Genomic DNA, 15,173 nt, shown 5'->3' with positions numbered 1-15,173 from the left:
GTGTTGACAGTTAATTGTTAACTGTTGACTGTCAACTCAAATGAAGATGTATTTTAGCTTAGAAACACTGGGTTTTGAGCTTACCGATCAGGGAATTAAGATTGATTTGGGTAGGCCAGCCTTGAGGAAGATTGCTTGAATTATATCCCCTATCTCTCAAATCTTGGATAAATTGGTTACGGATGTATGTGGTATCAAAAGTACTGAGACCATCAAAGTAAACATCAGTTAGGTGAGCAGGATCTAAAGCCATTTCACCCTTATATACTGAGCCATCATTTGAATCATCCCAACCCCAAGGTGCATTGGCAGAATTGTTACTACAAGTTGGCGTACCTGCACCACAACTACCACTAGAATCTCCCTTGAAAGTTCCCCAACTATTGTAGGTTAAAGCAGAAGAACTTGATAAAGAGGCTTCATCTAATTGATGCTGCCACATTCCACCAGAAGCAAATACATCAACTAATAAATATTGCACGCTGCGCTCGTTTCCGGAAGCAGGAACTTCAGCAGTAGTTTTAGAAGGATAGTATATAATTCCATCCTCGTTACTGGCTCCCGTAAAATCCCCAGCGTATGGCCAGGCTTTGAGTCCATGACCTTTAGCTTCCTGAGTTGTCAATGGATGTAAGGAACCATTATAGTTGCTCATGGTGAGCGTCCCATCAATACTTTCCGCACCATTTCGCAAAGCACTACCAGATGGTGTATACGAGTAGAAGTCGTTGTGAAATACAGTTACAGTTCCTTCTAACTTACCAAAAGTTGAACCATCTTTACGAACGATCGCCAGCTTACCCTCTAAGTCATTTTCATGCTCTTGGTCGAAAGGAATATCAGTCCAGTCTTGTGGATGAAAAAAGGAATACGTAATAAACCAATGAGTACAAGTCTCGACTACAGAATAATAGCCATGAGCATTCAGAGGAAATAGTTGAAGATTGTCCCAGTTATTTGTTCCTCGCCAATCTCCATCGTAATTAAATCGCGTGATATAGTCTCCGCTGTATTTAGTGCTATCTGTATCTTGATAGTGAATTGGAGCGTGATAAAGAGCTAAATCTAGATCGGTAGGAGATTGGGCTATTGCTTTTAATTCTGTCAAACTGCCAATTACTATTGCCAGAACCACTCCCATAGCCATTAAGAAAACTTTTTTCAAAAGCATTTGCTATCCTCTCAATCTATAAGACTCATATTTGATTTCTGAAATACACGTAGTACTTGTAGGGTGGGCATTGCCCACCCTATCCGGGTTTTGGTGGGCATTGCCACCCTATTTGATTAGATATTAAGTAGAACTAATCGGCTTAGTACCCCTAAATTCCGTACTTGCTGCGTAAGTTCTAGTTAAGACGATCGGTATCAACAGAAATAAAAACTTAATAAACATTACAAACTGAAAGCCAAAGCACAATTGACAACATGTGTTTGCTCATTCAAAATGTTTATCAGAACCGAAGCATAGGTTTAATCTGTTGAGTGATATTGCTTAACAAGCTGACGCTTTGTATTTTTAGTAAAGTGGTACCCCTCTGTTGTAAGCATCTAGGAAACTTGCATAGTCGTACTCAACTTGAGTTGCATAATCCAAGGCAAAGTTGACAATCTCATTTTTGAATGCAGCCTTGTTCCCACTTACCAAATCTGTTACTTCTTTGTCAACACTGTAGGGAACGATCGCATCGTTATAATCCTTGTCAGAAATAGCATGGTTTTTGGCTACAACTTTCCCCGCATATCCCATTGCATCCATAAATTTTGATTTGGTTGTGAGCAATTTATAATCAAAGTCCTCTTGGTAAGGCGATTTCTCATGCAGCATGAAGGGGATATTGTTTACCGTAGCGTAACCAACCAAGGGATCGGTATTGGAAAGCATCGCCTTCATAGCAATTGTCACTCTTGCTCCTTCATTGTTGTCATAGATAGAACTCGATAACAAACCCGGAACTGCGATCGCAACAGCGCTACTAGTTTCCTGCTTCATCTCTAAGATGCGATCGTCGTCAGTTACGGAACTGGGGCCTTCAATTAGTAAAAAATATCGGTATCTGCCAAGGCTACCAGTACCTGAACTCAATTTGAGCCGAATATCCTTGAGAGTGTAGTAACTATTGATGTAGCGTTTGCTGCTAGGAATTGAAGCGATATAGCTACTCATCGCAGCAGAAATATCTGCATAGGTAGTGCTAGATAGAGGTTGAAGTTCAGAGGTGGTTTGGAAGATGCGATCGCCATTGCTATTGAGCAACGTATACTTGCTTAAAAAGCTCGAACGGCTTTTGCTTGCAGCTGCTTGAATTAAATCTTGAACTACACCATTGGTATTACTGGATTCTAAGCGATAAGATAATTCGTCATTTGTTCCCTTAAAATCGCTCATTTTGTTGAGGTAAGTATCCAGAAAATTGCGCACAACATCTTGAGCATCAGAGGAACTTAGTCCATTTTCTTTAGCTGCTAAAAGAATAGACACAGCCATACGTCGCAAGTCCCAAACGTAGGGGCCGAGATAACCTTCATCAAAATCGGTGGTATCAAATACATTGTTGCCATTGTTATCTCTCATTACCCCAAAATTCTGCATATGCATATCTCCTTCTAGCCAAATGGCTCTTGTTGAAGAATTGACGAATGCTGAAGCTGGTAATGTCTGCATATCGCGATAAAAGATGTGCGCTGTCCCTCGATAAAAGGCGAAAGGGCTAGCTGTCATCTTTTGCATTTTTGTTGCTAGTTCTTGAGGTAATTGAGCAGCAAATGGATGATTATATTGATAAATTTCATTTTCAACCCAACTCGAACGGGGAGTTGCAGCAGTTGCATTAGATGCAAATCCTAAAGTTACGATTACAGAAGCGGCAATTACAAATATTCGTTTTAACATATTAGAAAACTTAGATTGTAAATAAACCACATCTATTTTGAAAACCATATTTTTAAAAGTAGTAGGAGCATCTTCCTCTCTGCTCTTCGTAGCGGGCTTTCCGTCCCGTACTACTCCAGGTTTCAAAATGGACGAGGTTTAATTTGATATCGCTAGATTACTATAAATACAGAAAATTATTCAACAACCATTTCTTAACCTATGAAAATAACAGCGATTATTTGATTACTCTTAAAGGATATAGGTTAAATAATTCTTAAGAACACAGCTAGTAATTTTGTATTAATTGCTTTACAAGTTGCAATAGCTGTTTCTCAATTTGCCCAAGAGCTTCAGAAGCAGATGTTTTGTCTATGTCGTGAACAAGCCAATATTCAATCATATCCACCCATTGGGGAAAACGTTCTTTCATCAAAAATCGGTGTTCTGACTCATCTAGTGCAATAATTTTGGCAGCTGTGCAAAAATCTTGTTCACTTGCTTGCAGTGGAAAACGTTCATCAGGTAGATTGATTAAACGTACAGCTAAAGCTACAACGGTATACTGAGAAATTGCCCCCACATTGTTGATACCCTGTTCCAGAGCTAGCCCTCGTGAATCAGCATACCAATCTAAGCCTTGTTTACTAGCCAGATGATTAAATAGATGTTGAGCGAAGCGACTGCGATAGTAGTTACCAGTGCAAAGAAACAATACTTTCTTCATTTTCTATATTTGCTTATGGATTTTATATAAATAATAGTATTGGGGTTTTTCTGAGATTGATTAACTACAATTTAAGGTTTGGTAATGAATATTAACTAAGAATTAAAAATCTCAGATAAATTATTTTTAATTCTTTATGGGATAAAATCAAATAAACAAGTTATACCAATTAATAATTTATTCAGCAGAATCAAGGGAGTTTTATTGAGTAGCATTTGGAAGTTCAAGAAGTGGTGCAAGGCTAGTATGGTCAGTTGAAGACTAAAGGATATTACTCTCATTAGCTCTCTGACTAAGAGTTTGATTTCTGAGATCATTTCTGCGGAAGTATATTTAAGGTTATTTTAAGAGAAAGACTTTATTGTTCTATATGATACTCTGCCAAAGCAGATGTAATGATTCAGCCTGACTGTGTGGCATTGTATCCCTAAATCAGCAAAAAACCTATCTATGTATAAATTCCAGGTTAGTGCATACACGCAAACTGGTGAATCCATTGGTCTAGTAGGTTCTACTCCCGAGTTGGGATTGTGGGACATCGCCAGATGTGTTCACCTGCGCACAAGTGGCGATCGCTATCCTTTATGGTGGACAGACACAGAAATCGACATTCAGCCATCTTTGGAGTCAGGCGAGCGCCAGAGAGTGGAATATAAATATGTACGTCTTGATGCAAAAGACCGTGGGCGATGGGAAGCTCTAGGCCCAAACCGTTGGCTGCCGATCAATCCTAACGAGCAGTCCGGTACTATTGTTGTGGATGATGGTGCATTTGGTTATTTGCAGCCTTACCCTTTCGGATACATTCAAGAGTCTGCCGTCAGAATACCTCTAGAAAAAGGGACTGAAGGGCTAAAAATCGTAGTCATTGGCAGTTCCGTCGCCTTAGGTCATAAAGCCTGGCTGTTGAAAGGTTGGGTTTGGCTTTTAGAACAGGCTTTGCAGGAACAATATGGGCACAGACTGGTAAATGTATCAGAGGTAGGAGCTAATGTCAGCAGAACGATCGCTCGGTTTGGATCGGTAGTTACGCCAGAACGACCGGATGTGGTGATTATTGCATTGTCATTGGGTAACGAAGGGTTAGCTCACTGTCTCCCTCACCAACGACGGGCCATACAAAGGCTCTTTGAAAGCGGCTTGCAGCAGCTTGTGCAAATGACGCGGGCATTGGGAGCACGTCCAATTCTGGGCGGGGTCTATCCCAACAACGACTATTCTCCCGAACATCACTGGCTCTTGAAGGATACACACGACCGGATGTTGAATTGGGGCGTGACCATATTGGATTGGTTAGCAGCCGTTGATGATGGACAAGGACGCTGGCGAGAGGGGATATCCTTCGATCCGGCTCACCCCAACACAATTGGTCATCGCCTCATGTATCAGGCGATCGAACTGAGTCTTTTCCAAATTGACAAAGCCGAATTAGCAAAAGAAAAACAACGCTTTTGGCAGCCGAATGAAATCCCAATTTATCTTGACAATGCAGGCTTCTATATTTGTGCCTGTATTGAAGAGAAGCGTTTGCGGATCAACAATCCATCAAAATATAGCTATACCGTTGTTCCCTATTGGCAAGAACTGCAAACCGTACTGCAAAGTAAAGCCGGATTGATCCCAGGCATTTACATTGCAAAAAATGCCCAGAAAGGTACACTCCCATTCTTTGCCGTGCAAGAGGATGGCGCGATCGCAACAACCGTGGAGATCCCCCCTGGTGTTGACGTGGAATATAGTGCTGCGTTTAATCTCTTTGCACCTAACAACTCACAAGTGTTGTTCTATGACGGGCATCTCGGACTTTTGCAACAAGACAAGCGCCACCTCTGGGCGATCAACGAATCAGATCACGAGTACAACATCCAACCTATGTGGCAAGAGGTACGTCTAGCACTTAAAGCTATGCCACCAGGTGTCTATGAAGATCCCTTACATCCCGATATCCCCTTCCGCACAATGATGATTGGCGATCGTGGGCTAGAAAGTCGGGTGAAAGTACCACCAAAATCTGCTGTGCTGTTCGAGTATAAGTGCAAATTATCAAACATCAGCCGTGTGGCAATCGTGCCGTTAGGCGATCGCTGTGCCGTTAGGATGATGTTATACAAAATGGAGTATGACGGCCCCGCCTTTCCCTTTGATTTGACACGCACTACCAATATTGCAGATATCGCAGATATCATCGAAAACCGCTTTTATGATATGTGGAACCCTGCCTTTCTGCATTACAATCCAGAAGCAGGCAGAATCTACCACAGCAAATGGACGGGTTTATCCTTTGCTCATGAAGTTGAGGACACAGACGACCCTGTTAATGATATGTCTCCTGTGCATGAACGAATGCGCATTCGCTACACGGCACGCTCGCAAAGGTTTTGGTACACAATTGAGAATTCCGACAAACTGCTTTTCGTCCGCACAGGTATTAGCGAGCGCAGTGGCGCGATCGATTTAGTCAACAAGCTGGAAAAACAATGCCAAGGGAAGCCATTTCACCTCCTGCTTCTTTCTCCTCAAGCCTCTGATGAGTTCTTAAATCTCTCTTATGTGCTCCATTACAATGTCGAGTTTAATCCCGATCGCATGTATGACGATTTGGGACACTGGATATACTGCACAGAGGTGATGCGCGGAATTCTCGAATCCCTTGGTGTGTCCAGCAAAAACCTCTTTTGGTGCCCACCGAATCACCCTAAGGATACTTTAAAAGGGTAGGGAAAAGCGATCGCAAGCTCTTAGACTTATTGAGAACTGACAAGCTAAAGGCAATATGGGATCTAAACAATACGAAACTATATGAAACTATATAGAAAGAAAAAAATGTATGAGGCAGCGGTTATGTTCTGTGGTTTTTGGTGGAATATTTTTGCTCATCGGCCTGTTATTTGTTTGGGAAGGGATACCTCATACTAATTCAGTCACTTGTAAGCATACACCAGTGAATCAAGTGGATTGTCAAAGGCAGGAAATAGTCTTGTGGTGGATACCAATTCACACAGTCCAGTTAAAAAATTTGCAAGCAGTTCGTATGGGAAAGGGGACAAATTATTATGATAGTACCCTGTACTTCATCTGTTTGAAAGGAGAAGGAAGTAATTTAATGTTTGGCAATACTCTATATTTGGAAGAGATTCAGGGGGATTTACTCAAAGCGCAACAATTTCTCGAAGATGGCAAAACACAATCATTAACTTTAGAGCGATATGAAGCACAGTATTTTTTTGCAATTTTAGGATTGTTCTTGAGTACATTGGGTTTTCAGATAATGACTTGGAAAGGAACAACCACATCTAAACATTCTTAAGTTATGAGAAAATTTGGGTAATTCGAGCCATTCCTTGCTTGGTTTTAGTTAAGCCAGATCGCCTACCCTCCTATGTCCCGAAAGATAAGCGGCGATCGCTTTGTTCCAAATTGCTAACTCTACGATGAAGATGCGTGAAATAACTCGACCACTGTCGGCTTAGTCACTTTCCCCATCGCGTTGCGCGGTAATTCTTCAACTGTGAGAATTCGGGTTGGGATCTTATAAACTGCTAATTGTTCTTTTGCCCAACTCCTAAAAGATTCTAATGTCAACTGGCGTTGCGGTTGCAATACCAACGCGGCACAGACTCGCTCACCCCACTCTGGATCGGCAACTCCAACCACTGCACATTCCTGAATATCTGGATGCGATCGCAGCACTTCTTCGATTTCTAAAGCTGAAACTTTATATCCTCCAGTTTTGATGATATCCACGCTCATTCTGCCTAGAATGCGGTAGTTACCGTTTTCAACTACGGCAAGATCTCCAGTACAGAACCAGCCATCTTGGAAAGCTTTTGCAGTTGCTTGGGGATTTTGCCAATATTCCAGAAACACTGTGGGGCCTTTGACTTGGATTTCTCCTGGTGTCCCTGGTGGAACTAACTCTCCACCCTCATCCACTAATCTGACTTCCACTTGCGGCAAAGGCTGACCCACATATCCTGAGTATCGTTGACCGTGTAAAGGGTTGGATAGTGCCATGCCAATTTCCGTCATTCCATAGCGTTCAAGCAGAAAATGACCGCTAATACTCTGCCACTTCTCTAAAACTTGAACTGGTAAGGCTGCTGAACCAGAAACCATGAGGCGCATTTTCGCACAGCCTGCTGTCATTCTCTTTTGGCGTTCGCTAGAAGCGTTTTCCCAAGCAGCGATCAACTTTACATAAATCGTCGGTACTGCCATAAATAGGGTTAAGTCACCTTCACAAATTCGGTTCCAAACAACTTCGGCATCAAACTTGCTCAACATATGGCACTCCGCCCCAGCCCATAAAGCACAAGTCAGGACGTTAATTATCCCGTGAATATGATGCAGTGGTAGTATATGCAAAATGCGTTCGCTTGATGTCCATTCCCAAGCGCTGATTAAGCTAGTCACTTGAGCTTGAATATTGTAATGAGTCGTAACTACACCTTTCGGTTTACCTGTTGTACCGCTTGTGTAGAGAATTAACGCGCGTCTAGCGATATCTACTTCTGGGAGGCGACAAACACGATCTGGGAGCGTTTCTGAGGTGAGGATAAATCGCAAATTTTTCTCTTGGGCGATTGGACGCAATATAGCCTCAAAATTGGGATGAGCAACAATAATTGATGCTCCTGAATTTGCGATCGCATACTCTAATTCAGGTCGCGGGTGAGAAACACACAGAGGTACGGCTATTCCGCCAGCGCGCCAAATTCCCCACTGTGTAGTCACATACTCAAAGCCAGGCGGAATGAGAAAAGCAACTCGTTGCTCTTGTAAATCTTCTGCATCCTTCAGAAGAAATGTTGCTATTTGACTGGAGGTGTGCAGCAAATCCCTATAGGTAAATGCTCTTTCATTTGTAGCGTTGGCGCAGCCTCTCGGAACGAGAATCGCTATTTTCTCGTTATGTTCTTGAGCACGAGTAATTAAAGGGAGATTCACTTTTCTTTACCAATTTATGGTTGATTCAGTCCAGTTACTGAAAGCTTATAGCAATCCCAAATGATTTTTTGAGCTTCTGTAATTTTATCGCTACCCGCAACATATCATCCCTTAGTAGTAGAGACCAAAATTTCTCTACTGCTATACAAGGGCGCTATTGGGATCTGACACCGAATACTTGTTACATATTCAATTACCACTGGCTGTAGAGTAAAGCCAACTATATTTTGTTCCATGAGCGATCGCCTCTCCAAAGATTCTAGAGTTTCTAGTAAATTAAGTTGTAGAACAGATGTCACTAAATCTTTTCGTAACTCATAGAGGGTAACTGGTTCTTGATTAATTGCTAGCCAGTACATCAAATCCTTCTCTAAGTCTGACAAACGCTCAAATTGCTGTTCTAACAGATCTCGAATTTCACCAAATACTGTTGTTTCTTGCTGTAAGAATTTAGAGATATGACCATTAAATAAATCTTTGATAGTGGTTGCTACAATTTTTAGGGCTAAGGCATTGCCTGTGTAGAGTTTAATTAATGTGCTGAATTCATTCTCTGAACCCTTCAACCCTTTGCTTTTAAGAATTTCCTTCCCTTCTGTCTCATTAAGTCCACCCAGTCGCAGAGTTCGCACTGGCAAGGTTTCTCCTTCTAGAAAAGCTACTTCTTTGGGTTTTTCCCGTGTGGTTAGTAATAAGCAGCTCTGGTGATCTAATTCACCAACTCTTTCAAAAAGTTCGCCATACTCCTCATACCCGGAAAGATATTGTCCTGCCCGACTCCCGCCACGTAAGACTGTATCTACGTTATCAAACACCACTAGACAGCGCAGATCCCGAAAATAGTCTATTAGTAGTGAAATTTTATCACTGGTTTTTTCTGGTAGTTCAATCTCGGTTTCTTTCTCTTCAGACAGAAACTGAATAAGGCTAATCAATAATGTATCAATTGAGGGAGCGTCACGCAGCGATCGCCAAATAATACAATCAAATTTGTCCTGCATTAACTCTGCTAATTTGCTAGACAGACAAGTTTTCCCCACCCCACCTATGCCTATGATGGTTACTAAGCGAGAACAATCATTGCTCAACCACTTATCTAAAATATTCAATTCCTGCCTACGCCCGTGAAACGCTGAGACACAAACAGCTTCTCTCAAATCTTGGCGTCTATTGCAATCTGGCACCGAGTAGTAGCTTTCGCATAAATCAATATGGAAACCGAGAAATAGGGACTCAAGTGTTCGCTTGTCAACTCCCTTAGTACAGTTAAGTACTTTCCGGATCGTTATAGCGTCTAGATTAACGCGCTGACTCAACTCTTCAAGAGTAAACCTCTTGCCAAAATTATTTTGAAATTCAAACTCATGCTTTACTTCCTGAAATTTTTTCAAACCTTCAGCAGTAAGCACTACTCCACGTTTACGTCTTGGCATGAATAATCTCTATAAAAATGGGAACACTTAAAAAAAATAACTAATGAACTGTTTCAGTTCACTCATCTATTTAACATTTTAAGTAATAAAAATCAACTGTAGCCGTAATATATAGGACTCTTATTTGATTTTTGAAAACATTCAGTACACCTCTACTTCCCTTATTTCCTTTTCCTTGTTCTCTGTTCCTTCCCTATCGCGCTTGCGCTGCGCGAAGCGCACTACGCAAGTAATTTCAGAAATCAAATCGGATTGCTATAGAAATCCTATCTAAATGATTTACTAGGTATAGGTAATTCGTATGGATATTTATCGTTAAGGCAGAATAGAAGAGGGTTTTAGCCTTCATGTTTTTTACATAAGTTATGTTTATATTTGCCTATTTGTTTAACTACAGAAAGGTTAGAAAGAATATTAGAATAAATTTGTTAAGCAAAAAAAATAGTTTACTAAACTTTATAACTTCTGTCTTTAATTAAATTTAACCAAACTTTATTTTCTATTTAATTTAACAGAGCGATTGGCAATGAAACATCAATTACCTACCTAAATTTTATTAAAAATACACCAAATAAAAATAATGAACATAAAAAATAATTGAGTTTTTATGTTCAAGATTGATAATACTATAGGCAACCAACCTGAAGCTATTTGAGCCTTTTACGCAGAAAAATTAACCAGATACTATAGCAATCTTAAATGAGTTGCAAACCAATCTATTGCCTATTACCTAGTGCCTGCCTCCACGAGTAGTTTGTAAATGAAATCGGATTGCTATAGCACTAACATTTTCAGAGTGAAATTGGTTTAGTGGTAGGATATTGGTTAAGTCTTGGTTAACAATAATTCAGTTTTAAGTTAATTTAAATTAGGTATTCGCTGCTCAAATATTTATTTAAAATTTTCCTTAACTTTTATAAGTTCACTGGTAAAAATCTACCTTATATAAAAAACTAAATATAGGAAGGCTGAATGATTAATATAAAGATTATAAATCATTCATGATAAGAATTCACAGCTTATGCCCTGAAAGCTTTTTTTATTCAACTACCCACTTTTCAAACATCCTTTTAAGGTTCTAGCCTAACCTATGGAAATGTTCGAGGTGGGAAATATTTTGAACTTTACGGCACACTGTGCGTTAGCAAAGATCCTTTTATGGAGCTACAGTACATGAAGGCATTTAGGCAGTTAATAATTTTTATAAATCAAAATGGAGATATTTATATAAAAGTTTTAGATTAGGCGATCGCACTTTTAACAAGTAGATGTATAAAGTTAAGCTCGGAGAATTTTAAAAACTCGTATTGAATACTTGAATCCTCATTTTAGGCAAGTAGGGAGTTATGTAAAAAGCGAAATCTGGGATTTTAAGCTGCGTAAAGATTCTGTTACCACTAAAATTTCGCCCTCAATCACAATAATATTAAGGATGAAACATGGACAATATCGTAGGTATTGGCGACATTCAAATGGCTGATGTGATGAAAATGGATCCATCAAAAGCCGTAAGTATGTTTAGAAATCGATTTGCAGCTTATAAAAAGCTAGCAGATGAAATTGGAGAGAATGCAGCTTATGAAAAAATGATGGAAGCCTATCCCGGACAGCAGAAGGCATTTATGGGAGCTTTTATTGATAACACTACCCTAGCACAAGGCTTCACGGATGCAATTCCCATCTTTCGCATCATGGGTTTCTCGATGGAAGTAGTAGATATTTCCCAAAATGGCAAAGATGCTGTATTAGAAATTCAAAGAGTTTGTCCTGTTCTCTCTTTAGCCAAAGAGTACGGTCTGGAAAGCCCCTGTCGCGTCATTTGTGAGATGGAGCAAGATGCTACAGTAAAAGCATTTCCGGGTACTAAAGCTGCAATTATTAGCAGACAATCCCAAGGCGATTGTGTCTGTCTGTTTAAGTATGAAAGACCAGCTAAAATGGTTACGCCTCAAACCCAAGAAACACAAACCTTTGTTTCTCGCCTATTTGATGTGATTAGACTCACTCCAAAAATTATCCAGATTGGGATTAATTTGCTCAAAAACCAATTCTTTAAAACCAAATAAAGTCAAATATTCCGACTTTAACGCTCAAGACAGTTAGTAGTTGATCAAACCAAAGGCCAAATTCTTTGATGAATAGCATCCTTTCCGATATCAAATCTCTAGTAGAAGGTGAAGTTACCAACACGCCAGAAATCTTAAGTAACTTTTCTCAAGATTTTGGTCGCATTATTCAAAAACAGCCCCAGGTAGTTGTCCGCCCGCAAAATTCCGTCGATATTGCTCAGGTAGTAAAGTATGCTAGTAATCAAGGTTTAACCATTTCTCCTAGGGCTGGGGGAAATTCACTAGGTGGTCAATGTTTGAACCAAGACGGAATCGTTTTGGACATGAGCAACTTCAATCAAATTCATGAAATTCAAAAAGAGGAACTGTGGTTCCAAGCAGATACAGGTGTTACTTGGAGAGAGGTCATTGTTAACTCATTACCTCATGGTTTAATCCCGCCATCTCTTACCAACTTCATTGATACAACATTGGGAGGAACCCATTCAGCCGGCGGCTTAGGTAATTCATCCTTTCGTTATGGAACTCAAGCTGATAATTGTCTTGGTCTAGAAGTTGTAACTGGAACAGGTGAAATTGTCTGGTGTACACCAGAAGAGAATAGCGAACTGTTTCATCATGTTCTTTGTGGTTATGGTCAGTTTGGCATTATCACTCAGGTGCGTCATCGCCTCAGACGTTATCGTCCTTCCACACGCACTTATTTTCTGCTCTACGACAACCTAGATGCTTTCTTAAATGATCAGCAAGTTCTCACACAACAAGGACGCGTTGATTATCTGTTATCCGTTCCTAACCCCAGTTTGGAATTATTTTCTAAAGCTGTGGGTAAACCTCTCATGCAATGGTTTTATTTATTGCAAGTGACGGTGGAAGCAAATTCTCCAGATAGCATCAATGACGCAGAAGTTCTTTCTGGATTGAATTTTTATCGTCATATTCATACAGAAGACCTGAATTTCGCTGAGTTTGTCATCCCTGCACTAAAAGTAGGTGTTCCTACAAATACTGTCCACCCCTGGATAGATTTACTCCTTCCAGGCTCTCAGGCAAAAACTTACATAGAGACGGTTCTACAGCGCTTACCTGCTATTCTTGACTGTGGAAATACGCTGATCGGCTCCTTCTGTCTGTTTCAAAAAACAACCAATATGCCCATGTTCCGTGTCCCTAATGAAAACTTCATTGTTGGGCTAGGAATTTATCCAATCATTCCTAAATCTCAGCTTCAACCTGTTTTAGCAGAATTGGAAGCGCTCACTGATTTAGGTTTGAAAATGGGTGCAAAACGATACTTGACTGGTTGGGTAAAATTCGATCTTCAACAATGGCAGGTTCAGTTTGGTGATTACTGGTCTACTGTTAATGAAATGAAGAGGAAATATGATCCTCAAGGAATACTCAATCCTGACTTTTTTCAGTACCAACAGGTTAGAGATTCACGGACGTATAAACACCAAACTCAGCTCACCGAAGACTTGATTAGCGAATCTCGAATCGCAGTATAAGTAGGTTCTCAATAACGCTTATTTAGGATAAGTTATCAGCTACCTTTATCGACTTCAGCCCAAGACTTTAGTTAGGTTAACTTAGCTGCTGCCAAAAAGTTTAGTGTTGCAACCTACTGTACTCACTCTGTAATTATAAAGTTTTCCAAAATCTGTGCAACATATTAGGCATTTGTAGGACTTGGTACTGCCAAGTCTGCACTTAAACTCTGTCGCCAAAATCAACCAAATTAGTCTTGCGCCTAGTTGAGAAGAGAACAAACTTCAGGGGAGGATGTATGAACATCACAGTCGTAGGTCTTAGCCACAAGACCGCTCCAGTTGAAATTCGTGAAAAGCTGAGCATTCCAGAGGATAAAGTTGATCAGGCGATCGCGTATTTGCGTAGCTGTACTCATATTGAAGAAGCTGCCATTCTTAGCACTTGCAACCGCCTAGAAATTTATATTGTCGCTAGTAAGACTGACCTAGCAACTCAGGAGGTCGCTGAGTTTCTAGCTGAACATAGTCAATTACCTTTTCATGACCTCTATCAACATCTATTTGTGCTACTACAGCGAGATGCCATTAAACATCTAATGTGGGTTACTTCTGGTCTAGATAGCTTGGTCATGGGAGAAGGACAAATTCTGGCTCAAGTCAAACAAGCTTACAAGTTAGGTCAGCAGCATAATGGCATCAGACGCATTCTTAATCACTTGTTCAACCAAGCCATTATGACTGGAAAGCGGGTGAGAACAGAGACTGCGATCGCTACAGGTGCAATCTCGGTTAGTGCGGCTGCGGTGGAGCTAGCCCAGATGAAAGTACAGAATTTATCAGCTTGTCGAGTGACAATTGTGGGCGCTGGTAAAATGTCGCGGCTGTTGGTGCAACATCTATTAGCTAAAGGAACGACCCAAATTTCCCTTGTAAATCGTTCGGTGGAACGGGCTAAGGAATTGGCAGATCAGTTCAATAAGGCTCAATTGCAATGTTATCCTCTCACAGAAATGATGTTAGTCGTTGCCGCCTCAGATTTGGTATTTACCAGTACTGCTTCTGTAGAACCACTACTAGATCGAGCCAAACTAGATACTGCTTTGGCAGCAAATCAGCCTTTGATGTTGTTTGATATATCAGTCCCGCGTAACGTTGATGCAGATGTCAATGAGTTATCTCAGGTTCAAGCATTTAACGTTGATGATTTAAAAATAGTCGTGACTCAGAACCAAGAACACCGCCGCCAAGCTGCATTAGAGGCACAAGTGCTGATCGAAGAAGAGTTAGAAGCATTTTGTTTCTGGCACCGCTCAATAGCAACTTTTTCTACAATTAGCTGTTTACGGGAAAAAGTAGAAACAATTCGCGAGCAAGAGTTAGAAAAAACTCTGTCTCGTCTAGGGTCTGATTTTGCTCAACAACATCAAAAAGCGATCGAAGCTTTAACTCGAGGTATTGTCAATAAAATTCTCCACCAACCGATGGTTCAACTGCGATCGCAGCGAGATATAGAAGCTCAACATCTTGCCCTCCAAACTCTTCAAGTTTTATTTGACTTAGATACAAAGGCGCAATATAGCTCTGTAACTGAAACATCTTCTCACACTTGATTTGATGCAATTGATCTGAGTGAAA

General features: G+C 40.5%; 10 protein-coding genes. 5 read left to right on the top strand and 5 right to left on the bottom strand.

The genetic code is table 11. The features are described 5' to 3' along the window. Positions 1 to 58 precede the first annotated feature (58 nt). The 3 genes from BV375_RS12630 to BV375_RS12620 form a co-directional block, all read right to left on the bottom strand. Positions 59 to 1,171, bottom strand: a complete 1,113-nt coding sequence (locus BV375_RS12630) for a hypothetical protein (protein WP_086760926.1) — start codon at positions 1,169 to 1,171, stop codon at positions 59 to 61. A gap of 348 nt (positions 1,172 to 1,519) precedes the next feature. Further along, the gene (locus BV375_RS12625) at positions 1,520 to 2,893 is read right to left on the bottom strand and encodes a DUF2252 domain-containing protein (protein WP_086761003.1); all 1,374 of its coding nucleotides are present in this window, start codon (positions 2,891 to 2,893) and stop codon (positions 1,520 to 1,522) included. A gap of 268 nt (positions 2,894 to 3,161) precedes the next feature. Then, positions 3,162 to 3,599 carry a low molecular weight phosphatase family protein gene (locus BV375_RS12620; RefSeq protein ID WP_086760924.1) on the bottom strand — a complete coding sequence of 146 codons (438 nt, stop codon included), beginning with the start codon at positions 3,597 to 3,599 and terminating at the stop codon, positions 3,162 to 3,164. A 450-nt stretch (positions 3,600 to 4,049) separates the two neighbouring features. Between BV375_RS12620 and BV375_RS12615 the strand changes: the two genes are divergently transcribed. Beyond that, positions 4,050 to 6,317, top strand: a complete 2,268-nt coding sequence (locus tag BV375_RS12615; RefSeq protein ID WP_086760922.1) for a DUF1796 family putative cysteine peptidase — start codon at positions 4,050 to 4,052, stop codon at positions 6,315 to 6,317. Positions 6,318 to 6,426: 109 nt separating this feature from the next. Beyond that, positions 6,427 to 6,906, top strand: coding sequence for a hypothetical protein (locus tag BV375_RS12610; RefSeq protein ID WP_143842071.1), 480 nt, complete (start codon positions 6,427 to 6,429; stop codon positions 6,904 to 6,906). Positions 6,907 to 7,025: 119 nt separating this feature from the next. Here the strand turns inward: BV375_RS12610 and BV375_RS12605 are convergent, their stop codons facing one another. Together BV375_RS12605 and BV375_RS12600 are read right to left on the bottom strand one after the other, a co-directional pair. Next, positions 7,026 to 8,546: an acyl-CoA synthetase gene (locus tag BV375_RS12605; RefSeq protein WP_086760918.1), complete on the bottom strand. Its 1,521-nt coding sequence runs from the start codon at positions 8,544 to 8,546 to the stop codon at positions 7,026 to 7,028. A 104-nt stretch (positions 8,547 to 8,650) separates the two neighbouring features. Continuing rightward, positions 8,651 to 9,979, bottom strand: coding sequence for an NB-ARC domain-containing protein (locus BV375_RS12600; protein ID WP_086760916.1), 1,329 nt, complete (start codon positions 9,977 to 9,979; stop codon positions 8,651 to 8,653). Positions 9,980 to 11,418: 1,439 nt separating this feature from the next. On the opposite strand from BV375_RS12600, the gene BV375_RS12595 reads away from it, so the two are divergent. The 3 genes from BV375_RS12595 (at position 11,419) to BV375_RS12585 (ending at position 15,148) form a co-directional block, all read left to right on the top strand. Then, positions 11,419 to 12,045, top strand: coding sequence for an L-2-amino-thiazoline-4-carboxylic acid hydrolase (locus BV375_RS12595; RefSeq protein ID WP_086760914.1), 627 nt, complete (start codon positions 11,419 to 11,421; stop codon positions 12,043 to 12,045). 68 nt (positions 12,046 to 12,113) lie between these two features. Next, positions 12,114 to 13,556, top strand: coding sequence for an FAD-binding protein (locus BV375_RS12590; RefSeq protein WP_086760912.1), 1,443 nt, complete (start codon positions 12,114 to 12,116; stop codon positions 13,554 to 13,556). 278 nt (positions 13,557 to 13,834) lie between these two features. Continuing rightward, complete coding sequence (locus tag BV375_RS12585) at positions 13,835 to 15,148, top strand: glutamyl-tRNA reductase (protein WP_086760910.1); 1,314 nt, start codon at positions 13,835 to 13,837, stop codon at positions 15,146 to 15,148. Positions 15,149 to 15,173 lie beyond the last annotated feature (25 nt).

Source organism: Nostoc sp. 106C, from assembly GCF_002154725.1.
Classification (GTDB): domain Bacteria; phylum Cyanobacteriota; class Cyanobacteriia; order Cyanobacteriales; family Nostocaceae; genus Aulosira.
The sequence above is the reverse complement of the archived record's forward strand: the minus strand, read 5'-3'. Positions and strand labels throughout refer to the sequence as shown.